The 20,475-nt window shown below is 51.3% G+C and carries 22 protein-coding genes; 18 read left to right on the top strand and 4 right to left on the bottom strand.

Annotated features, from left to right (window positions below; all coding sequences use genetic code 11):
* Positions 1–3 precede the first annotated feature (3 nt).
* Both AOC34_RS07280 and AOC34_RS07275 read right to left on the bottom strand, forming a co-directional pair.
* A complete protein-coding gene (locus AOC34_RS07280; protein ID WP_108469442.1) occupies positions 4–786 on the bottom strand; it encodes an SAM-dependent methyltransferase in 783 nt (260 codons plus the stop codon).
* Positions 783–1,391: a Maf family nucleotide pyrophosphatase gene (locus tag AOC34_RS07275; RefSeq protein WP_108469441.1), complete on the bottom strand. Its 609-nt coding sequence runs from the start codon at positions 1,389–1,391 to the stop codon at positions 783–785. The genes AOC34_RS07280 and AOC34_RS07275 overlap by 4 nt, the downstream gene beginning before the upstream one ends.
* 32 nt (positions 1,392–1,423) lie before the next feature.
* On the opposite strand from AOC34_RS07275, the gene AOC34_RS07270 reads away from it, so the two are divergent.
* From AOC34_RS07270 to nagZ, 17 genes are all read left to right on the top strand, one after another.
* Positions 1,424–2,011: a YceD family protein gene (locus tag AOC34_RS07270; RefSeq protein ID WP_108469440.1), complete on the top strand. Its 588-nt coding sequence runs from the start codon at positions 1,424–1,426 to the stop codon at positions 2,009–2,011.
* Positions 2,012–2,113: 102 nt separating this feature from the next.
* Positions 2,114–2,293, top strand: coding sequence for a 50S ribosomal protein L32 (gene rpmF / locus AOC34_RS07265; protein ID WP_011902241.1), 180 nt, complete (start codon positions 2,114–2,116; stop codon positions 2,291–2,293).
* A gap of 72 nt (positions 2,294–2,365) precedes the next feature.
* Positions 2,366–3,391: a phosphate acyltransferase PlsX gene (gene plsX / locus AOC34_RS07260; protein ID WP_108469439.1), complete on the top strand. Its 1,026-nt coding sequence runs from the start codon at positions 2,366–2,368 to the stop codon at positions 3,389–3,391.
* Complete coding sequence (locus tag AOC34_RS07255; RefSeq protein ID WP_108469438.1) at positions 3,388–4,374, top strand: beta-ketoacyl-ACP synthase III; 987 nt, start codon at positions 3,388–3,390, stop codon at positions 4,372–4,374. Before plsX ends, AOC34_RS07255 begins: the two co-directional genes overlap by 4 nt.
* A 26-nt stretch (positions 4,375–4,400) precedes the next feature.
* A complete protein-coding gene (gene fabD, locus AOC34_RS07250) occupies positions 4,401–5,342 on the top strand; it encodes an ACP S-malonyltransferase (RefSeq protein WP_108469437.1) in 942 nt (313 codons plus the stop codon).
* A 15-nt stretch (positions 5,343–5,357) separates the two neighbouring features.
* A complete protein-coding gene (fabG, locus tag AOC34_RS07245; protein ID WP_108469436.1) occupies positions 5,358–6,101 on the top strand; it encodes a 3-oxoacyl-ACP reductase FabG in 744 nt (247 codons plus the stop codon).
* Positions 6,102–6,192: 91 nt separating this feature from the next.
* Positions 6,193–6,432 carry an acyl carrier protein gene (gene acpP / locus AOC34_RS07240; protein WP_028819177.1) on the top strand — a complete coding sequence of 80 codons (240 nt, stop codon included), beginning with the start codon at positions 6,193–6,195 and terminating at the stop codon, positions 6,430–6,432.
* A gap of 31 nt (positions 6,433–6,463) precedes the next feature.
* Positions 6,464–7,702 carry a beta-ketoacyl-ACP synthase II gene (gene fabF, locus AOC34_RS07235; protein ID WP_199908280.1) on the top strand — a complete coding sequence of 413 codons (1,239 nt, stop codon included), beginning with the start codon at positions 6,464–6,466 and terminating at the stop codon, positions 7,700–7,702.
* A 46-nt stretch (positions 7,703–7,748) separates the two neighbouring features.
* On the top strand, positions 7,749–9,206 hold the full coding sequence (locus tag AOC34_RS07230; RefSeq protein ID WP_108469434.1) for a DegQ family serine endoprotease: 1,458 nt from the start codon (positions 7,749–7,751) through the stop codon (positions 9,204–9,206).
* A 138-nt stretch (positions 9,207–9,344) separates the two neighbouring features.
* Entirely contained in the window at positions 9,345–11,153 is a 1,809-nt protein-coding gene (lepA, locus tag AOC34_RS07225) for a translation elongation factor 4 (protein WP_108469433.1), read from the top strand.
* Positions 11,150–11,956, top strand: a complete 807-nt coding sequence (gene lepB, locus AOC34_RS07220; protein WP_108469432.1) for a signal peptidase I — start codon at positions 11,150–11,152, stop codon at positions 11,954–11,956. The genes lepA and lepB overlap by 4 nt, the downstream gene beginning before the upstream one ends.
* A gap of 20 nt (positions 11,957–11,976) precedes the next feature.
* The gene (rnc, locus tag AOC34_RS07215) at positions 11,977–12,750 is read left to right on the top strand and encodes a ribonuclease III (RefSeq protein ID WP_199908356.1); all 774 of its coding nucleotides are present in this window, start codon (positions 11,977–11,979) and stop codon (positions 12,748–12,750) included.
* A 59-nt stretch (positions 12,751–12,809) separates the two neighbouring features.
* Complete coding sequence (era, locus tag AOC34_RS07210; RefSeq protein ID WP_234408181.1) at positions 12,810–13,706, top strand: GTPase Era; 897 nt, start codon at positions 12,810–12,812, stop codon at positions 13,704–13,706.
* Entirely contained in the window at positions 13,707–14,441 is a 735-nt protein-coding gene (recO, locus tag AOC34_RS07205) for a DNA repair protein RecO (RefSeq protein WP_108469429.1), read from the top strand.
* Positions 14,442–14,453: 12 nt separating this feature from the next.
* On the top strand, positions 14,454–15,197 hold the full coding sequence (gene pdxJ, locus AOC34_RS07200) for a pyridoxine 5'-phosphate synthase (protein WP_108469428.1): 744 nt from the start codon (positions 14,454–14,456) through the stop codon (positions 15,195–15,197).
* 9 nt (positions 15,198–15,206) lie between these two features.
* Positions 15,207–15,641, top strand: coding sequence for a holo-ACP synthase (acpS, locus tag AOC34_RS07195; RefSeq protein WP_108469427.1), 435 nt, complete (start codon positions 15,207–15,209; stop codon positions 15,639–15,641).
* A gap of 76 nt (positions 15,642–15,717) precedes the next feature.
* Entirely contained in the window at positions 15,718–16,797 is a 1,080-nt protein-coding gene (gene nagZ / locus AOC34_RS07190) for a beta-N-acetylhexosaminidase (RefSeq protein WP_108469426.1), read from the top strand.
* Positions 16,798–16,852: 55 nt separating this feature from the next.
* Here nagZ and efp read toward each other — a convergent pair whose 3' ends face one another.
* Complete coding sequence (efp, locus tag AOC34_RS07185; RefSeq protein WP_108469425.1) at positions 16,853–17,413, bottom strand: elongation factor P; 561 nt, start codon at positions 17,411–17,413, stop codon at positions 16,853–16,855.
* Between the two features lie 90 nt (positions 17,414–17,503).
* A complete protein-coding gene (gene earP, locus AOC34_RS07180; RefSeq protein ID WP_108469424.1) occupies positions 17,504–18,568 on the bottom strand; it encodes an elongation factor P maturation arginine rhamnosyltransferase EarP in 1,065 nt (354 codons plus the stop codon).
* Here earP and uvrC point away from each other — a divergent pair.
* Positions 18,567–20,444, top strand: coding sequence for an excinuclease ABC subunit UvrC (gene uvrC, locus AOC34_RS07175; protein WP_108469423.1), 1,878 nt, complete (start codon positions 18,567–18,569; stop codon positions 20,442–20,444). The two genes, earP and uvrC, sit on opposite strands and share 2 nt — an antisense overlap.
* Positions 20,445–20,475 lie beyond the last annotated feature (31 nt).

Raw genomic sequence — 20,475 nt, 5'->3', positions numbered from 1 at the left:
GCTTTAGTGCGCCAGCAGTAAAAACACGCAGGGCCGATTTTGCAAGGCGGCACAAGCTGCCTCGCTGGAAAATATTTTCTTCCAGTCTGCAAGTGCCATGCTTCTAATCTCTTCGGTCGGTAGACTTAAATCAAGCGCAAGGCATAGATGCGTTTGGGGCGCGAGGGCTTGTAAGCAACTCGCCATCATGGCTGCGTTGCGATAAGGTGTTTCAATCCAGAGTTGGGTTTGCTGCAACTTACGTGATTCAGACTCCAATTGCTTAAGGCGTGCAGTGCGTTCGCCGCCATCCTGAGGCAGGTAACCCTGAAACGCGAAACGCTGCCCATTTAGTCCGCTCGCCATTAAAGCCAATAGTAGGGAGCTGGGGCCAACCAGTGGTTTTACGCAAGCACCTAGGCGGTGCGCCGCCCACACCAACTCTGCTCCAGGATCGGCAACTCCAGGCACGCCCGCCTCAGACATTAGGCCGATATCAATGCCCCGCAGCAGTGGCTCAAGGAGCGTTTCTGGTTTGATCTTATCGCCGTACTTGGCATTACGCGCAGCGCCGCGCCATTCAGTCATCTGCATTTCTTGTATGGAGCACACTAAAGGTGCGAGGCTATCCATTGACTTTAATAGGGCGCGTGCTGTTTTCGCGTCTTCGACAATCCAATGCGTGAGTTGCGATGCGCAGCGCATCGTTTCGATTGGCATGATGTGGGGAAGCTGTGCGGAGCGATCATCATCGCCTAACGTATTGGGCACTAAATAGAGAGTTCCTAGCTTCGATGCAGTCTTCATTGCAGATCATTTCGTGAGGGGGGAATTTCAAAACCGGCATCCCGCAGCAGTCCACTCAACGCAATCAAGGGTAGACCAATGAGCGCAGTAGGATCATCTGAGCGAATCGATTCCAGTAAGGCAATGCCCATGCCTTCGCATTTGGCGCTTCCGGCACAGTCATAGGGCTGCTCGAACTTTAAATAATCGATCAGAGTGGCATCGGGCAAGTCCCGAAACCGAACCTCAGTGGCGACATTTATTGCAGCAGAATAGTCTGCGTGCATTACGCAGACGGCGGTATGAAAGTGGACAGTCTGGCCACGCATGCGTTGCAACTGCAAAAGCGCCTTGTCAAAGTTGCCTGGCTTGCCAATCGCTTCACCGTGGAGATCAGCCGCCTGATCCGAGCCGATAACCCAAGCATTGGGATGGATCTTTGCGATAGCTGCTGCTTTTGCAATGGCCAGACGCAGTGCCATAGCGGCAACCCCTTCATTTGGAAGGGGGTGTTCATCCACCTCGGGCGAAATGGCTTCAAAAGGCAAACCCAAGCGCGCCAAAAGATCGCGACGGTAAATGGAGCTCGATGCCAAAATGAGCGGCTGTGTTTGTAAGTTACCCATGCAGCAAGCGTACCTTCATTTAGACTAAGACCATGAATCGTAATCCCGTTTTGCCTTCCCTGACCCTGCCCACCGAGCCTAAGGCCTTGCGCTCTATTGATCTAATGGTCTCGCAAACCTACACTGGGCATGGATTTCTCGCGCTGGATGCATTGCCGCGGGTCGCTTTAGAGGCTGCCACACGCTCCCCAGACGATGGATTTGACTGGGCGGTGGAGACCTTTTTTGATGGGATCGTAGGCGGTGAGCCCCGACTCAAAATGAATTTAAACCTGAAGGGCCAGATGCACCTCATCTGCCAGCGGTGCATGCAACCCTGCCTGGTTGAGGTAGAAGAGTCGCCGCAGTTCGTGTTTTTGGCAAATGAGGCGCTGGCAGACGCCTTTCCCATGGAGGATGATGCGCTCGAGCCCCTGGTAATGGATTCGCAGTTTGATCTGTTAGGGACGATCGAAGATGAGATTTTGCTCTCCCTACCATTGATTCCAAAGCACCCTGAGGGCGCATGTGAGCCGGCTGCCCTAAGGTCTGGGGCAGATGATTCTATGAATCAGGACGAAACTACAAAAAAACCAGATAATCCCTTTAACATATTGAAAAATATGAAGAAAAAAGAGTAGATCGAAGCGCCAGATCGACCCTTTAACTGGTTTAATTCCACTCAGGAAGCCTGGTTTTGGGCTGTTTCTATGTTAGAATCTCGCATTGCTTAGGAGTTCAACATGGCCGTCCAACAAAATAAAAAATCCCCTTCCAAGCGTGGCATGCACCGTGCGCACGACTTTTTAACTGCACCCGCTACTGCTGTTGAGGCAACTACTGGTGAGGCGCACCTGCGTCACCATATTTCCCCAAACGGCTACTACCGTGGTCGCAAAGTAGTTAAAACCAAGAACGATTAATTCCTCAAATCACCTGATCGAAGCGGCTCTAATTTAATTAAGCCGCTTTTTTCTTAAAACCGATTTGCTGCAATGACCGAACCCAAGAGTGTGACTCTCGCAGTCGATGCCATGGGCGGAGACTACGGTATCTCGATCACTGTTCCTGCGAGTTGTGCTTTTTTAGCTAGCCATGCGGATGCCAAGATCACCCTAGTAGGAAATATCGAAGCGATTGAACTTGCCTTGAGCGAGCTCAGCGATGTTCCGCGTGATCGAATTCAACTTGTTGCAGCCTCCGAAGAGGTCTTGATGGACGATCCCATCGAAGTCGCCTTGCGTCGCAAAAAAGATTCATCGATGCGGGTTGCAATTGAGCAAGTCAAGGATCAAAAAGCCGATGCCATTATTTCTTCTGGCAACACTGGCGCCTTGATGGCCATCTCGCGATATATCCTCAAAACCCTCGATGGCATTGATCGTCCAGCGATTGCAACAGGCATGCCCAATGAACTCGGTGGAGCTACCACCGTTTTGGATCTGGGTGCTAACGCCGACTGTGAGCCCCTGCACTTGATGCAATTTGCACAGATGGCGGACGTCATGGTGCGCGTCGTTGAAGGGAAGCCAAGCCCCACGATCGGCTTACTCAACATTGGTGAGGAAGTGATTAAAGGCAATGAAGTTGTCAAGCTCACAGGTGAGTTATTGCGTGCTAGCAATCTCAACTTTTATGGCAATGTTGAAGGCAACGACATTTTTAAGGGCACAACGGACATTGTGGTGTGCGATGGTTTTGTGGGTAATGTGGTGTTGAAGGCCAGTGAGGGATTGGCAAAGATGATGAGCGGCTTGATTCGTCAGGAATTCAATCGGTCGTGGTTAACGAAAATAATGGCGATGTGCGCCATGCTGCCACTGCTGCGTGTGCGTAAGCGGGTGGACCACCGGCGTTACAACGGAGCGGTTTTATTGGGTCTGCGGGGATGTGTGATTAAAAGCCACGGCTCTGCGGATAGTTTCAGTTTTGGCTTTGCACTGGAGCGGGCATATGAAGCAGCAAAAGGCAATATGGTGGAACGCATTGCCGACGCATTTGCAATGAGGGCGCCAACATGACAATCCATTCCCGTATTGCCGGCACTGGCAGCTATTTGCCGGCGCTGCGCCTGAGCAATGATGATCTAGTAGCACGCCTGGCAAAGTCAGGCCTTGAGACCAGTGATGAGTGGATTAAGACGCGCAGCGGTATTGAGGCGCGCCACTTTGCAAGCGATAGCGAGCTCACTAGCGACCTTGGTATGAAAGCAGCTCAAGCCGCAATGGCAAGCGCCAATTGCACGGCTGCCGATATCGATCTGATTATTTTGGCCACATCCACGCCAGACCATTTGGGCGGCTTTCCGAGTACAGCATGCGTGATTCAAGATAAGTTGGGCGCCCACCATGGCTGCGCCGCTTTTGATGTGCAAGCCGTATGCGCTGGCTTCATGTATGCCATGACGGTTGCCGATGCCATGATTCGAACAGGAAACTATCGCAAGGTCTTGGTGATTGGCGCAGAAGTGTTTTCCCGCATTTTGGATTTTCAAGACCGCACCACCTGTGTCTTGTTTGGTGATGGCGCAGGCGCAGTTGTTTTGGAGGCCAGCAGTGAGCCAGGTATCTTGGCTAGTGCCTTGCATGCCGACGGCAGCCAGCGCGATATTTTGTGCGTACCTGGCCGAGCTGTCAGTGGCGGCATTACAGGATCGCCGTTTATGACCATGGATGGTCAGGCTGTATTTAAGCTTGCCGTCAAAGTACTAGAACAAGTTGCGCATGAAGTACTCGATCGTGCAAATCTAAAACCCGAACAAATTGATTGGCTCGTGCCACACCAAGCCAATATTCGCATCATGGAGGGCACGGCCCGCAAGATGGGTATGTCGATGGACAAAGTGATCGTGACGGTTTCAGAGCACGGCAATACATCGGCCGCATCAATTCCACTCGCGCTTGATACGGGTGTGCGATCCGGGCAAATTCAGCGCGGTCAGCACCTTTTACTTGAAGGTGTGGGCGGCGGTTTTGCTTGGGGCGCGGTCGTCCTAAAATATTAATTCAGCGATTCTTTGGAATTTTTCATATGACATTTGCATTTGTTTTTCCGGGTCAAGGCTCCCAGTCAGTAGGAATGCTCAACACCATTGCGGATCGCCCTGAAGTGCGCGCTACCATTCAAGAAGCGTCCGACGCCTTGGGTGAGGACATTGGTAAGTTAATTGCTGAAGGACCTGCCGAAGCCTTATCGCTCACTACCAATACACAACCCGTGATGCTCACGGCCGGAGTCGCCTTTTATCGCGCTTGGTTGGCTGCCGGCGGACCCAAGCCCGCAGTGATGGCTGGGCATAGCTTAGGTGAGTACTCTGCCTTAGTGGCATCCAATGCATTGGCATTCAAAGATGCGGTGCCGTTGGTGCGCTTTCGTGCAGAAGCGATGCAAAGTGCTGTCCCCGTTGGTACGGGTGGTATGGCGGCGATCTTGGGTTTGGATGATGCGACTGTAGTTGAAGTTTGCCGCGCCGCCAGTCAAGCTGCAGGCGGAGTAGTAGAGGCGGTGAATTTCAATGCTCCCGGGCAGGTGGTCATTGCCGGCGCTAATTCTGCAGTGAGCAAGGCCTGTGAGTTACTGAAAGAGGCGGGCGCGAAGCGCGCCTTACCCCTACCAGTGTCAGCGCCATTCCATTCATCGCTGTTGCAGCCAGCCTCAGAAAAACTAAAAACGTATTTTGAAAACCTGACCATCGTTACTCCAGAAATTCCAGTGATTAACAATGTGGATGTCACCATCCTCAGTACGCCGGCCGAGATTAAAGAATCGCTGGTGCGCCAGGCTGCCAAACCCGTGCGCTGGCAAGAAATTATTCATGCGATGGCAGGTCAGGGCGTTACGCAGGTATATGAATGTGGTCCCGGCAAGGTGCTGGCAGGATTAACGAAGCGCATTCATGAGGGCGTCATCGGCCTACCAATTTTTGATGCAGTGAGCTTGAATGAGGCCCTAGAGGCAGTCAAGCAACAATAAGTACAAGGAAGAAAGATGAATCTGGATCTAACAGGACAAATCGCACTGGTGACTGGTGCCTCCCGTGGTATTGGGCAAGCCATTGCGGATGCCTTGATGCAATCGGGCGCCAAGGTCATTGGTACCGCAACCACTGCAGAGGGTGCTGCTGCGATTGATGCGCGCTTAAAGGCCAATGGCGGTCGTGGAATCGCGCTGAACGTGACGGACCCAAAGGCATGCGAGGACATTATTGATTTGATTGTGAAGGACTTTGGCGGCATTCAGATTTTGGTCAACAATGCCGGCATCACGCGCGACCAGTTAGCGATGCGCATGAAGTCTGAAGAATGGACCGATGTGATCGATACCAATTTAAGTGCCGTGTTTCGTTTGTCGCAGGCCGTGTTGCGTCCAATGATGAAGGCTCGCTCCGGTCGTATTATTAACATCACGTCGATTGTTGGGCATATGGGAAATCCAGGTCAGGCGAACTATGCAGCTGCAAAGGCTGGGGTATCAGGCATGACCCGGGCTTTGGCTCGCGAGATTGGTAGTCGCAACATTACCGTCAATTGCGTTGCCCCTGGCTTTATTGATACCGATATGACCCGCGCTTTGAGCGAAGAGCAGCAAAATGCACTCAAGGCTAATATCCCATTGGCCCGTTTGGGCACCCCGGAAGATGTGGCGCAGGCGGTGGCTTTTTTAGCCTCCCCCGCAGCGGCCTACATCACCGGAAATACCCTCCACGTCAATGGTGGCCTGTACTTAGCCTAATTTTACCGATCCGGAAAGACGCAGTTCTGCCACTGTTTGTGCCAAACTGCTAAAATCCTGTAATCATTTTTTACAACCCCTGGGGGACTTAATGGATAACATCGAACAACGCGTTAAGAAGATCGTCGCTGAACAATTAGGCGTAGCTGAAGGAGACATCAAGAATGAGTCATCCTTCGTTAATGACTTAGGCGCTGACTCACTTGACACAGTTGAATTGGTTATGGCTTTGGAAGATGAGTTTGGTATTGAAATTCCAGACGAAGAAGCTGAAAAAATTACGACCGTTCAACTCGCAATCGATTTTGCTAAATCAAAAGCCCAGGGTTAATTCCTGAGCTAGGCCCAAGGCTGTGTCCGCAATGAAAAACCAGCGCCGTGTGGTTGTCACCGGCCTGGGGATTATTTCCCCAGTAGGCAATTCAGTTGATACTGCATGGGCTACCGTGATGAGTGGCAAAAGCGGTATTGCCACCATTACTAAGTTTGACCACACTCCGCTCAGCGTTCATTTTGCCGGCGAAGTAAAAGACTTCAATGTGGAAGAGTACGTCTCGGCCAAAGAAGCGCGCCACATGGATACCTTTATCCATTACGGTATCGCGGCTGGCACACAGGCGATTCGAGACAGCGGTATTGAAATCACCGAAGAAAATGCGGAGCGTATTGGTGTTCTAGTGGGTTCTGGCATTGGCGGTCTGCCAATGATCGAAGACACTGGTGCCGAATTGCTTGCGCGCGGCCCACGCCGAATCTCCCCCTTCTTTGTGCCCGGCTCGATCATTAATATGATTTCGGGGCATTTGAGTATTTTGTTTAATCTCAAAGGCCCGAACGTAGCTGCGGTGACTGCTTGCACAACCGGTTTGCACAGCATTGGCCTCGCTGCACGCTTAATCCAATATGGCGATGCCGACATGATGGTTGCTGGCGGTGCAGAGTCGACTATTTCGGCATTGGGCGTTGGTGGCTTTGCTGCTGCTAGAGCCTTATCGACCCGCAACGATGATCCGGCCACCGCTTCCCGTCCTTGGGATAAAGACCGCGATGGTTTTGTATTGGGTGAGGGCGCTGGCGTTGTCGTACTCGAAGAGTATGAGCATGCGCGTGCGCGTGGCGCCACCATTTACTGTGAATTGCTCGGTTTTGGCATGAGTGGAGATGCGTATCACATGACCGCCCCGAATATGGATGGACCGAAGCGCTGCATGCAAAATGCGATGCGCGATGCGGGCCTCAATGCAGATCAAATCCAGTACGTGAATGCGCATGGCACCTCAACGCCACTGGGCGATAAGAATGAGACTGAGGCAATTAAAGCAGCTTTGGGTGATCACGCCAAAAAGGTTGTGGTCAATTCAACCAAGTCCATGACGGGTCATTTATTAGGTGGCGCTGGCGGCCTTGAATCCGTCTTCACCATTTTGGCTCTGCACCACCAGAAATCACCGCCGACGATTAATATTTTTAACCAAGATCCAGAGTGCGACTTGGATTACTGCGCAAATACAGCGCGCGACGTCAAAATCGACCATGCCATCAAAAACAACTTTGGCTTTGGGGGTACTAACGGTACCTTGATTTTTGGTAAGTTGACCTAATATCTAGTCATCTATCCTTTTTAAGGCCCGCAGGGCTGCACACAATATGAAAAAGACTTTTTTAGCGGTATTGACTGCCCTTAGCTTGGGCCAGCTTGTGTTTATGCCTGCCTCTGTGGCGCAGTCGGCAAGGGTAGTGGCACCGGATTTTGCCGATTTAGTCGAAAAGGCTAGTCCTGCCGTGGTCAATATTCGAACAACCGAGCAGCGGGCTGCCGCACAACAGGCGCAAGGCGCACTTCCTCCTGGTATTCCGGAAGAGCAGGCAGAGTTCTTTCGACGCTTCTTTGGCGTACCGCCGCCGGGCACTCCTAAGTCGGGTCCATCTCAACCAGGTCAGCCTCGTGAGGCTGAGCGCGGTGTTGGTTCTGGCTTCATCATTGATTCCAATGGCTTAATTTTGACCAATGCCCACGTAGTCGAAGGCGCCGATAAGATTTATGTCACTCTGACAGACAAGCGGGAATTTACAGCCAAGCTACTGGGCGCAGACAAGCGTACCGATGTTGCCGTGCTCAAGATTGAGGCCACAGGTTTACCGAAACTTCCATTGGGCGACTCCTCTAAGTTGCGGGTTGGTGAGTGGGTGTTGGCGATTGGCTCTCCCTTTGGCCTTGAGAACACCGTGACCGCTGGAATTGTGTCGGCTAAAAGCCGCGATACCGGCGACTACTTGCCCTTTATCCAAACCGATGTGGCCGTTAACCCAGGTAATTCGGGCGGCCCTCTAATTAATACTGCTGGGCAGGTCATTGGCATTAATTCGCAAATCTTTAGTCGCTCGGGCGGCTATATGGGAATTTCATTTGCCATTCCGATTGATGAGGCGATGCGCGTAGCTGATCAATTGCGCTCGACAGGTAAGTTGGTGCGCGGCCGGATTGGTGTTGCTTTAGGCGACTTAAGTAAAGAGATGGCCGAGACCTTGGGTCTTGGACGGCCACGCGGTGCGTACGTACGCAATGTTGAACCCAATGGCCCGGCAGCGACCGGCGGAATTGAAGCAGGCGATGTGATTTTGGCATTTGGTGGGCGCGACATCAGTAAATCAAGCGACCTCCCACGCATCGTTGGCGAAACCAAGCCAGGCACAAAGGCAACCGTTCAGGTTTGGCGTAAAGGCTCGGCGCGCGATCTTTCTGTAGTAGTGGCTGATGCGGAAGCCAGCACAAAAACCGCTGCGGCAAAAAAGCCAGATAGCCCAGCATCCGCAGCAACCAGCAATAACCCCTTTGGACTGGGTGTAACCGAATTGTCTGACGCCAAAAAACGGGAGTTAAACGTCAAGTCAGGGGTTGAGATTGCAAGCCTAGGGGAAGGGGCTGCTGCCCGGTCCGGAATTCGGGTTGGGGATGTGATTGTCAGGCTTGGCGATAGCGATGTGACGAGCGTAAAGCAGTTTGAGGGGCTAACTAAAGGTTTGGATGCTAATCGGGCGGTTGCCCTGTTTGTTCGCCGCGCAGATAGCACCTTAATTGTCCCGCTGAGGCCCAAAGCCCCCTAATTTGAGGTCAATCCCCAAAAAAAGCCTAAAACCAATGGGTTTTAGGCTCAGCCAGTACAATTAATCCAAGACAACTTATTGCAGCGCATCATCCTGTGCGCTGCGACAAGGTGTTTTTGCCAATCTAGATAAAACACCATGGATTTAATCCGCAACTTTTCTATCATCGCCCATATTGACCATGGTAAATCGACCCTTGCGGATCGAATTATTCAGCTCTGTGGCGGCTTATCCGATCGCGAGATGGAAGCCCAGGTCCTGGACTCAATGGACATTGAGCGGGAGCGCGGAATCACCATTAAAGCCCAAACCGCAGCCCTCAGTTACAAAGCCAAGGATGGCAAAACCTATAACCTGAATCTGATTGATACCCCAGGACACGTTGACTTTTCCTATGAGGTGAGTCGCTCACTTTCGGCATGTGAGGGCGCATTGCTGGTCGTCGATGCCAGTCAAGGCGTTGAAGCGCAAACCGTCGCCAATTGCTACACCGCCATCGAATTGGGTGTGGAGGTTGTTCCCGTTTTGAACAAAATTGATTTGCCACAGGCTGATCCAGATCGCGCCAAACAAGAGATTGAAGATGTGATTGGCATTGATGCGACCGATGCATTGACCTGCTCTGCCAAAACCGGTCTTGGTGTTGCAGATGTGCTGGAAGAAATGATCCGCCGCGTGCCTCCGCCCAAGGGCAGTGTTACCGAACCCTTGCAGGCCTTGATCATTGATTCCTGGTTTGATAACTACGTTGGTGTCGTCATGCTAGTACGCGTTGTCAACGGCGTTCTCAAGCCCAAAGACAAGATTACATTGATGGCCAATGGCTCAACCCATTTGGTTGAGCATGTGGGCGTCTTTAGTCCGAAGTCAGTTGATCGCCCTGAATTAAGCGCAGGTCAGGTGGGTTTTATTATTGCCGGCATCAAGGAGTTGAAGGCCGCCAAGGTTGGCGACACCGTAACGCATGCAACAGGGCAGCAGGGTCGTACCCCCGCAAGTGCACCCTTGCCTGGATTTAAAGAAGTGAAGTCCCAAGTGTTCGCGGGCCTTTATCCCGTCGAGGCAAATGAATACGATCAGCTGCGCGAGTCGCTTGAAAAGCTCAAGCTAAATGATGCATCGCTGCTCTATGAGCCTGAGGTATCGCAAGCCTTGGGGTTTGGATTCCGCTGCGGATTTTTAGGTTTGCTGCACATGGAAATTGTGCAAGAGCGCTTAGAGCGCCAATACGATATGAACTTGATTACCACTGCACCTACGGTGGTCTATCAAGTGCAGCAACGGGATGGCACCCTATTGGTGGTGGATAACCCATCGAAGATGCCAGACCCTTCGAAGATCGAGGCCATCCTAGAGCCGATCGTGACGGTTAATTTATACATGCCACAAGAGTATGTTGGATCGGTCATTACCCTCTGTACCGGCAAGCGCGGAGTGCAAACCAATATGAACTACTTGGGTAGGCAGGTGCAATTGACCTATGAAATTCCGATGGCAGAAATCGTGCTCGATTTCTTTGACCGTTTGAAGTCAGTCTCGCGCGGTTATGCGTCAATGGACTACGAGTTTAAAGAGTACCGCATAGCCGATGTCGTCAAAGTTGATATTTTGATTAACAGTGAAAAGGTCGATGCCTTATCCGTGATCGTGCACCGCAGTAATAGCCAATCGCGTGGCCGTGAGGTAGTTTCCAAGATGCGCGGCATTATTCCGCGGCAAATGTTTGATGTAGCGATTCAGGCGGCAATCGGCAGCGGCATTGTCGCGCGCGAAAACGTCAAAGCCTTGCGTAAAAACGTATTGGCTAAATGCTACGGTGGCGATATATCGCGTAAGCGCAAGTTACTTGAAAAGCAAAAAGAAGGTAAGAAGCGCATGAAGCAAGTCGGCAACGTTGAAATTCCGCAGGAAGCCTTCTTAGCCATTTTGCAGGTAGACGATAAATGAACTTCGCTCTCATATTATTCATCCTGGTGGTGGTTACTGGCGTCGCTTGGGTTGCAGACAAGCTCCTATTTGCGCCACAACGCAAAGCAGCAGGCATTACCCGTATGCCGCTGTGGCTTGAATATTCAGCCAGTTTTTTCCCAGTCATTTGCGCCGTATTTTTTCTACGCTCATTTTTGATCGAGCCATTTAAGATTCCATCGGGATCAATGATCCCAACGCTGCAAATCGGCGATTTTATTTTGGTGAACAAATACACTTACGGTATTCGTTTGCCGGTGATCAACAAAAAGATCGTCGACTTGGGGGACCCCAAGCGTGGTGACGTGGTTGTATTTCGCTATCCGCTGGATCAGTCAGTCGACTACATCAAGCGCGTGGTTGCGATTCCTGGCGATACGATTACCTACCAAGATAAGCGCATTACGGTAAATGGCCAGCCTTTGGAATATACCGGTGGAGAGAACTATTTAGATCAAGAGAGCATGCGCTACGCCAAGCTCTATACCGAAACCTTTCCGGCTGATTTGGGCGGTAACCGCCATGGCATTTTGAATGATCCTGATCGCCCGTCTGGCATGTTTATGCCGGAGCGCTTTCCCGGGATTGAGAACTGCCAATTCTTACCCAACAGTATGACCTGTAAGGTACCGGCTGGGCATTACTTCACCATGGGCGATAACCGCGATAACAGTGCTGATTCCCGATTTTGGGGTTTTGTGCCCGATCAAAATATTGTGGGCCGGGCTTTCTTCGTGTGGCTCAATCTGGGCTCTCTGAGTCGTATTGGTGGATTTCAATAAGCATGAATGCGCGCGCTGCTATTGACCTAGAGCCGCTTCAAGAGCGCCTGGGTTATGTGTTTAAAAAGCCAGAGCTGTTGCAGCAAGCCTTAACGCATCGTAGCCATAGTAAGAAAAACAATGAGCGCCTGGAGTTTTTAGGCGACTCTATTTTAAATTGCGTAGTAGCCGAATTGCTGTACGAGCGTTACGCTGATTTGGACGAGGGCGATTTATCCCGCGTACGCGCTAATTTAGTAAAGCAGCAGGCTTTGTATGAGATAGCCCAGCTTCTATCCTTATCGGATTACTTGCGCTTGGGTGAGGGCGAACTCAAAAGTGGTGGCTTTCGGCGCCCATCGATTTTGGCTGACACATTAGAAGCGGTTGCCGGAGCGGTTTTCCTCGATGGCGGCTTTGATGCAGCTAAGTCCAGTTTACGAAAACTCTATTCGGTGATTTTGGCGCAAGTCGATCCCAAGACCTTAGGTAAAGACGATAAGACCTTACTGCAAGAGTACTTGCAAGGTTTTCAGATGCCCTTGCCTGGCTATACCGTTACTGCGACAACAGGCGCGGCGCACAATCAGCAGTTTGAGGTCGAGTGCGTGATCCAAAGCCTAAAAATTAAGGTAAAGGGATTTGGGGCATCGCGCCGGGCTGCTGAACAAGGCGCTGCCAAGTTAGCCTTGCTAGCCATTACCAAGGCCTTGCCACAAGAGACGCGCAAGCCGAAAAAGACCCGCTCTGCCAAGAAAAAAGCAGCAAAGTCGGATGTCGCAGATGAACAACTGAATTTAAAGCTAAAGGCATAAGCGTGGAAACAGGTACGCCGTTTCGGTGTGGAACGATTGCCATTGTAGGCAGGCCCAATATGGGCAAATCAACCCTACTCAATGCCTTGGTTGGCCAAAAGATCAGCATCACATCCCGCAAAGCACAGACAACCCGTCATCGTATTTTGGGGATTCAGACGCGCGAACACGCGCAGTTTATTTTTAGCGATACGCCTGGATTTCAGACGCGCAAAATGAATACCCTGAATCAGGCTTTAAATCGCTCAGTAACCAGCGCCCTGCAGGATGTCGATGTCGCCTGTTTTATTGTCGAAGCTGGCTATTTTGGTGAGGACGATGCCAAGGTGTTGCGTCTTTTGCCCAAAGGCCTTCCCGTCATCCTGGTTCTGAATAAATTGGATTTGTTTGCCAGCCGCTTTGAGTTGCCGGCTGATCGCGATGTCGCTTTATTGGATTTCATGAAAAAAATGGGTCAGGCTTGGAGCGAGATTGGCGGAAGACCCGATCAATCCGAGCAGCACTTTGCAGAAATCATTCCGATGAGCGGTAAGAATCCAACGGATGTGCAGCGTTTACTTGATGTTCTTGAAGAATACTTGCCAGAGGGTGAGGCACGCTACGATGCGGACACCCTGACCGATCGCAGTGAACGTTTTCTCGCCGCTGAAATTCTGCGCGAGAAGGTCTTTCGCTTTACCGGTGAAGAATTGCCCTATGCAAGCTCGGTAGTGATTGATCAGTTCAAGATGGATGGCACTATGCGACGGATTGCGGCGACCATTTTGGTGGACCGCGATAATCACAAGGCCATGATCATCGGCGATAAGGGTGAGCGCCTGAAAAAGATTTCTACTGAAGCACGTCTGGATATGGAAAAGCTGTTTGATGGCAAAGTCTTTCTAGAGACTTGGGTCAAAGTCAAACGGGGCTGGGCAGATGATCGCGCCGAATTGCGGGCGCAAGGCTTGGAATAAATGGCATCCATTCGCGTAGCCGATGAGCCTGCTTTTGTTTTGCACAGCATTCCATATAAAGAAACCAGCCTGATACTGGATGTATTTACTCGGCAGTATGGGCGGATGGCCCTCATTGCCAAGGGTGCCAAGCGGCCTCATTCCGTATTAAGACCCGTTTTGCAGCGCTTTCAGCCGCTCCTGGTTTCATGGAGCGGCAAGTCTGAGCTGCGCACCTTAACTAAGTCCGAGTGGGTGGGCGGCACTCCTGCGCTGGTGGGTGATGCACTTCTCTGCGGCTTTTATCTTAATGAGTTACTAGTCAAATTTTTGGCGCGTGAAGATGAATACGAGACCCTTTACGACCATTACATGGCTACTATTTCAGCCTTATCGGAGATGGATACCGGTAGCAGTCGTCTGGAGCAGATCCTAAGGCCTTTTGAATTGGCTTTGTTGCAGGAGACGGGCTATGCCGCCGCCCTGGATTATTGCGTTGAAAGCAATGCATCTCCCATCGAGGCTGAGAAATACGTGTATCAGCCAGAGCGGGGCATTCGCCCATGGCAAGCGGATGATCCTGGGCATTGGCCTATCTTAAGTGGCCGTGCCTTACTGGAAATGGCTGCCGGTAACTTTTCCGAGACCGACACCCTCCTGGAAAGCAAGCAGCTGATGCGCTTTTTACTTGGCCTGCATTTACAAGATCAAGTTTTGACAACCCGTCAAATCCTCATTGATCTCAAGAAAATCTAGTACCCTATACCCATGAATACCCTTGAGCTCGGCATCAACATTGATCACGTCGCAACCCTGCGCAATGCTCGAGGTACTACCTATCCGGATCCAATTCGAGCTGCGCGCCTAGCAGAAGAAGCAGGCGCAGACTTGATTACATTACATTTGCGTGAGGATCGACGTCACATTAAGGATGCCGATTTATTCGCGCTGCGTCCCTTGATTACAACGCGTATGAATCTGGAGTGCGCTGTTACCTCCGAGATGATTGCGATTGCATGCCAAATCAAGCCGCATGATGTTTGCCTCGTGCCCGAAAAGCGCGAAGAGGTCACTACCGAGGGAGGCCTCGATGTTGTCGGTCATTTTGAGGCGGTCAAACAGGCTACTGCCCAGCTCGTCGATGCGGGCATTCAGGTATCACTCTTTATCGATCCGGAAGAGAAGCAAATACTGGCCGCGAGCAAAGCGGGCGCTACCGTGATTGAATTGCATACGGGGCGCTATGCTGACTTAGTTGGTGATGGGCAAGTGCAAGAATTAGAACGTATTCGAAGAGCTGCGCAATACGGAACACAGCTCGGCTTACGCGTTAATGCCGGCCATGGCCTGAATGAAAGTAACGTTACTCCAATTGCCATGATTGCCGAGTTATCTGAGCTCAACATTGGACACGCGATTGTCGCCGAGGCGCTCTTTAAAGGTTGGCAAAAAGCCATCCGGGATATGAAGGCCTTAATGTCGGATGCTCGCAGTAGCCTTTCTTCGACCTAGGTTAGTACTATGATCATTGGTATCGGTACGGATATTTTGCAAATGGAGCGTTTGATCGCTGCATATGAACGAACGCAAGGCCGCTTGGCTGAGCGCATTTTAGGCAAAGAAGAATTGGTAGTGTTTCATCAGCGTTTAGCGCGCAATCAAAAGCGGGGCATGGCTTATTTGGCTACGCGCTTTGCTGCCAAAGAAGCATTTTCAAAAGCGATTGGTTTAGGTATGCGCATGCCGATGACCTGGCGCTCACTGCAAACCTTAAATGAATCCAGCGGTAAGCCAGTTACCTACTATTCCGGGGCTCTCGCTGACTTTATGCTCGAGCGCAACTGGCATGCTGAAGTGACTGTCAGTGATGAGCAAGATATGGCCATTGCGTTTGTGGTGGTGAGCCACGGTACGCCGATCGTTACTACGCATGATCCTAGTAATTACATTGGCTAGTGAATAGAGATAATTTTGTTGGTATCAATTTAGAAATCACGTTAGTCCCCTCCCTAATACCTAAAGGAAATCAACGGTGGCATCCACTCATCAACCTGGCCCCATTACCTTAGATGTCGTTGGCTTAGAACTCACTCCAGAGGACCGCCGCCGTATTGAGCATCCCTCTACCGGGGGAGTCATTTTGTTTGGCAGAAACTTTAGCAGTCGCAAGCAGCTTACTGCGCTGACGCGCAGCATTAAAGCGATACGACCAGATGTGTTGATATCGATTGATCATGAGGGCGGTCGCGTGCAGCGCTGTAAGGCGGATGGATTTACGCATTTACCTGCCATGCGCAAATTAGGCGAACTGTGGATGCAAGCCCCCAAGAAAAGCAAGACCACCTATGCCTCGGAGCCTGCGATTACCGCAATGGCTGCAACAACTGCCTGTGGTTATATTCTGGCAGCAGAGCTACGTGCCTGCGGCGTCGACTTTAGTTTTACCCCGGTACTCGATCTTGATTTTGGTCGCAGTGGAGTGATTGGCGATCGTTCATTTAGTTCGGACCCACAGATTGTGTACGCGCTTGCCAAGGCCCTGAACTCTGGACTGCAACTGGCTGGAATGGCTAACTGCGGTAAGCATTTTCCGGGACACGGCTGGGCAGAAGCAGATTCGCACGTGGCGATTCCAGTGGACGAGCGCTCCCTGAATGCCATTCTGCAATGCGATGCAAAGCCCTATGAGTGGCTTGACTTAAGCCTGGCTGCGGTGATGCCGGCCCATGTGATTTACCCCAAAGTAGATAGTCTTCCTGCTGGATTTTCTAAGATTTGGTTGCAAACCATCTTGCGCCAACAACTGGCGTTTGAGGGTGTGATCTTCAGTGATGATTTATCGATGGAGGGTGCCAGCGTTGCTGGTGACGTCGTTAAGGGTGCAGAGTTAGCCTTATCAGCAGGCTGCGATGCAGTATTGATTTGCAATCGCCCCGACTTAGCCGATCGCTTGCTTTCTGAGCTGCGAGTGTCTAATGCGAAAAAAGCAGAGTCGGCGCAGCGTCAAACGAAGTTAATGCCATCTGCTTCATTTATGAGTTGGGCTGAACTGCAGGCCCACGCCGAATACCAGCATGCCCAAGCCTTGCTGAAAAGGCATGGCTTAATTTAGTCATAAAAAAGCCGGGACTGTTTAGATCCCGGCTTTTAGTAAAACCTATTACAGCTTAGTTCGCGCGACTGCGGTACTCGCCAGTGCGGGTATCAATCTCAATCTTGTCGCCGGTATTGCAAAAGAGGGGAACTTGCAATTCGTAGCCGGTAGCGAGCTTCGCAGTCTTTAATACTTTGCCGGAGCTGGTATCGCCTTTGACTGCAGGCTCGGTGTAAATAATTTCACGAACCAAAGAAGTTGGCATTGAGACAGAAAGCGCCTTGCCTTCGTAGAACACCACCTCAACCGGCATTGCCTCTTCCAGGTAGTTCAGGGCGTCGCCCATAAACTCAGCTTCAACTTCATATTGGTTGTAATCGCCATCCATAAAGCAATACATTGGGTCGGCAAAATAAGAGTAGGTACATTCTTTTTTGTCCAAAATGACGATATCAAATTTGTCGTCGGCTTTGTAAACACCCTCGTTTGGGGCGCCAGTTAAAAGATTCTTAAACTTCATTTTGACGACCGATGAGTTACGGCCGGAGCGGCTATATTCTGCTTTGAGTACAACCATGGCATCGGCGCCAATCATCACTACGTTGCCTACGCGGAGTTCTTGTGCTGTTTTCATCTGTGGTGTTCCTGGAGGCAGAACTAAATTCTGCAGTATTTAATAAAGGTGACATTGTAACCGCCTCAGCCGGACTTGCTCTAGGGGGAGTTAGGTCACAAAATGCAACATTCTGGCTGCAAGCCCCCCGTCTTGATTGGCTTCCAGCACCGTTTCACGCCATCTTCGGGCATGGGCCTGCCACTCTGCGCGCTGATTCCACCAACGAGACGGCATCTGCCAATCCATGGCCAGTCGGCAGGATTCTTGGGTCGATGGGCTGGCTTTTTCAAGGTACAGATCCAAAAAGGCCTGCAATTTAACCGTATGGGCCATATCGTCTTGCGGGTAAATATGCCAAATAAATGGCTTTTCAGCGAGTTGCGCTCGGATAAAGGAATCTTCGCCCCGGACAATATTGAAATCGCATTGCGATAGGAGCCAGTCGTAGTCATCTTGCGGCACAAACGGTAGAGAGATCAGCCGAATGGATGGGGGCAGGTCTAATGGCCTTCCAATGCTATGGCCCATCATTTCAGCATGACCAAAGGTGAGGAGTACATCAATCTTCGCCTGTGTATTGCCAAGATCCTCAAGCCATTGCCGCAGTGGCGCTCCTGGATAACAAAAGAGGCTGATGCGCTCTGCGTCAGGGCGGAGCAGCTCCCAGCTTGGGGCTAGGCTAGCAGGTATAGTGGCGCTAGTCTGACTGCCTTGCGCTGGAATAGGGTCGAGCGATAGTCCGCCCGTATTCGGTCCGAACCCGGGAAAGAAAAAATACTTCAATAAGCCGCTGGATTGCGGAGACGCTTTAGCGTGGTAATCACCAATCCAGGGCTCTGCGCTGAGGTACTCTAAATTGAGAATGATGGGTTTTTTAGTGGCAACCAATAAACCAGTTTGATATCGCTCTGGCAGGTGGCAGCCAAAGGCCTCAATCACCACATCGGGTGCATCCAGCGGGTGACGTGCATTTTCAAAACTGGCCTCCCACGGCAGAATCTGGACCTGTGGCGTACGCGGGGCGTCGGATGCGAGTAAATTAAGGGTCGGTAGATCATCGCAAAACAGGTGGACCTGTTGCTGGTGGCGCGTGGCTAAGCTGCGGGCAAGGCGCCAACAGACGCCGGCATCACCGTAGTTATCAACGATTTGGCAGAATATATCCCAACGCATGCGTAATTCGCTTTTTGAAACCCTCAAGCAAGACATTAAACGGCTTCCCGGATTGCCGGGGGTATATCGCTTTTTTGACGAAGCAGATCAGATACTGTACGTGGGTAAGGCCCGCGACCTAAAAAAGCGAGTATCCAGCTATTTTCAACGAACTGCATTATCGCCGCGCATTGAGCGCATGGTGGGCCGAATTGCGCGCTACGAAACCACGGTGACGCGGACGGAGTCCGAGGCGTTGATTTTGGAGAACAACCTCATCAAGGAATTAGCGCCCCCCTTCAATATTTTGTTTCGTGACGATAAGTCTTACCCCTATGTGATGCTGACAGGGCATCAATTCCCGCGCTTGTCGTCCTACCGCGGCAAAGTGGATCGGCGTAACCGTTATTTTGGACCTTTCCCGAATTCATCGGCGGTGCGCAACAGTGTCCAGATTTTGCAAAAAGTATTTCGCTTACGTACTTGTGAAGATACGGTTTTTAAAAATCGCACACGACCCTGCCTCTTGCACCAAATTCACCGTTGCAGTGCCCCATGCGTTGGCATGCTGACTGCCGGACAATATGCCAGTGATGTGAATCAAGCAACCCGATTTTTAGAAGGGGATCACGGCCAAGTTCTATCGGAACTCGAGCGTGAAATGCTGCTCCATAGCGATGCATTGGATTTTGAGATGGCTGCAGTGATTCGGGATCGGATTGCTGATCTCTCCAGCGTGCTGCAGCAGCAATCGATGGATACCGTTGCCGATGGCGAGGGCGACGTTGATATTTTGGCGGCAGCTGAACTGGAAGGCATGATTTGCGTCAATCTGGCAATGGTGCGCGGTGGCCGGCATTTAGGCGATCGCACCTACTTTCCTAAAAATCTGCGTTCGGCAGCGGGCGAGCTACCCAGCTCCGTTGAAATTTTAGAAGCATTTATTCAGCAGCATTATTTAGATGGCGAAGCGAGTGACACTAAGTTAATGCCCAGCGTCATTGTTTTGAGCCATGCCATTTCCTCTGGCGAAGAGCAATCGCTGTTGCAAGACAGCTTAAATGCGCAAGCAGGAAAAAAGATTACTTTTTTGCACCAGCCTCAAGGCCAACGCCGCCACTGGCTTGGTATGGCAGAAGGCAATGCCAAGATAGCCTTGGCTAAGCGCTTAGTGGAGACCGGTGGCCAACTGGCTAAGGCGCGTGCCTTGCTGGATGTCCTTGGTTTAGATGTAGAGGGTGTGGAGCAATTGCGCGTCGAGTGTTTTGATATTAGCCATACCTCCGGCGAAGCAACCCAAGCCTCGTGCGTGGTGTACGCAAAAAATGAAATGCAATCGAGCGAGTACCGTCGCTTCAATATCAACGACATTACACCGGGTGATGATTACGCAGCCATGCGGCAGGTATTGCAGCGCCGATATGCCAGTTACCAAGAAATTCCGCCAGACAAAATGCCGCAACTCATTCTCATCGATGGTGGCAAAGGCCAAGTAGAAATGGCTCGCCAAGTCTTTGCTGAGTTGGGCATGGATCTGGGATTGATTGTGGGCGTTGCCAAAGGAGAGGCTCGGAAGGTTGGCCTTGAATCCCTGATCTTTGCCGACGGCCGCCCATCACTCGATCTGGGGCGGGAGAGTGCGGCACTGATGCTGATTGCGCAAATACGGGATGAGGCACACCGTTTCGCCATTACCGGAATGCGGGCAAAGCGGGCAAAGGCACGGACCGTCTCGCGCCTCGAAGAGATTGAAGGCATCGGCGCAAAACGACGGCAGGCCTTGCTGGCTCGTTTTGGAGGGCTGCGTGGCGTCTCCAATGCCAGCATGGAAGAGCTGGCTACGGTAGACGGTATTTCCTTGACCTTGGCGGAGCAGATTTACCAGCAATTACATTAAGGAATGCCGCTGCCTTCGGTTATCCTAGCGC

The sequence above is a fragment of the Polynucleobacter difficilis genome (assembly GCF_003065365.1).
Lineage (GTDB): Bacteria > Pseudomonadota > Gammaproteobacteria > Burkholderiales > Burkholderiaceae > Polynucleobacter > Polynucleobacter difficilis.
The sequence above is the reverse complement of the archived record's forward strand: the minus strand, read 5'-3'. Positions and strand labels throughout refer to the sequence as shown.

What these genes read in the sequence shown, in the direction of transcription:
- AOC34_RS07280 (WP_108469442.1), bottom strand. Translation starts at nt 786, where the DNA reads ATGAAGACTGCATCGAAGCTAGGAACTCTCTATTTAGTGCCCAATACG.
- AOC34_RS07275 (WP_108469441.1), bottom strand. Translation starts at nt 1,391, where the DNA reads ATGGGTAACTTACAAACACAGCCGCTCATTTTGGCATCGAGCTCCATT.
- AOC34_RS07270 (WP_108469440.1), top strand. Translation starts at nt 1,424, where the DNA reads ATGAATCGTAATCCCGTTTTGCCTTCCCTGACCCTGCCCACCGAGCCT.
- rpmF (WP_011902241.1), top strand. Translation starts at nt 2,114, where the DNA reads ATGGCCGTCCAACAAAATAAAAAATCCCCTTCCAAGCGTGGCATGCAC.
- plsX (WP_108469439.1), top strand. Translation starts at nt 2,366, where the DNA reads ATGACCGAACCCAAGAGTGTGACTCTCGCAGTCGATGCCATGGGCGGA.
- AOC34_RS07255 (WP_108469438.1), top strand. Translation starts at nt 3,388, where the DNA reads ATGACAATCCATTCCCGTATTGCCGGCACTGGCAGCTATTTGCCGGCG.
- fabD (WP_108469437.1), top strand. Translation starts at nt 4,401, where the DNA reads ATGACATTTGCATTTGTTTTTCCGGGTCAAGGCTCCCAGTCAGTAGGA.
- fabG (WP_108469436.1), top strand. Translation starts at nt 5,358, where the DNA reads ATGAATCTGGATCTAACAGGACAAATCGCACTGGTGACTGGTGCCTCC.
- acpP (WP_028819177.1), top strand. Translation starts at nt 6,193, where the DNA reads ATGGATAACATCGAACAACGCGTTAAGAAGATCGTCGCTGAACAATTA.
- fabF (WP_199908280.1), top strand. Translation starts at nt 6,464, where the DNA reads ATGAAAAACCAGCGCCGTGTGGTTGTCACCGGCCTGGGGATTATTTCC.
- AOC34_RS07230 (WP_108469434.1), top strand. Translation starts at nt 7,749, where the DNA reads ATGAAAAAGACTTTTTTAGCGGTATTGACTGCCCTTAGCTTGGGCCAG.
- lepA (WP_108469433.1), top strand. Translation starts at nt 9,345, where the DNA reads ATGGATTTAATCCGCAACTTTTCTATCATCGCCCATATTGACCATGGT.
- lepB (WP_108469432.1), top strand. Translation starts at nt 11,150, where the DNA reads ATGAACTTCGCTCTCATATTATTCATCCTGGTGGTGGTTACTGGCGTC.
- era (WP_234408181.1), top strand. Translation starts at nt 12,810, where the DNA reads ATGGGCAAATCAACCCTACTCAATGCCTTGGTTGGCCAAAAGATCAGC.
- recO (WP_108469429.1), top strand. Translation starts at nt 13,707, where the DNA reads ATGGCATCCATTCGCGTAGCCGATGAGCCTGCTTTTGTTTTGCACAGC.
- pdxJ (WP_108469428.1), top strand. Translation starts at nt 14,454, where the DNA reads ATGAATACCCTTGAGCTCGGCATCAACATTGATCACGTCGCAACCCTG.
- acpS (WP_108469427.1), top strand. Translation starts at nt 15,207, where the DNA reads ATGATCATTGGTATCGGTACGGATATTTTGCAAATGGAGCGTTTGATC.
- efp (WP_108469425.1), bottom strand. Translation starts at nt 17,413, where the DNA reads ATGAAAACAGCACAAGAACTCCGCGTAGGCAACGTAGTGATGATTGGC.
- uvrC (WP_108469423.1), top strand. Translation starts at nt 18,567, where the DNA reads ATGCGTAATTCGCTTTTTGAAACCCTCAAGCAAGACATTAAACGGCTT.
- earP (WP_108469424.1), bottom strand. Translation starts at nt 18,568, where the DNA reads ATGCGTTGGGATATATTCTGCCAAATCGTTGATAACTACGGTGATGCC.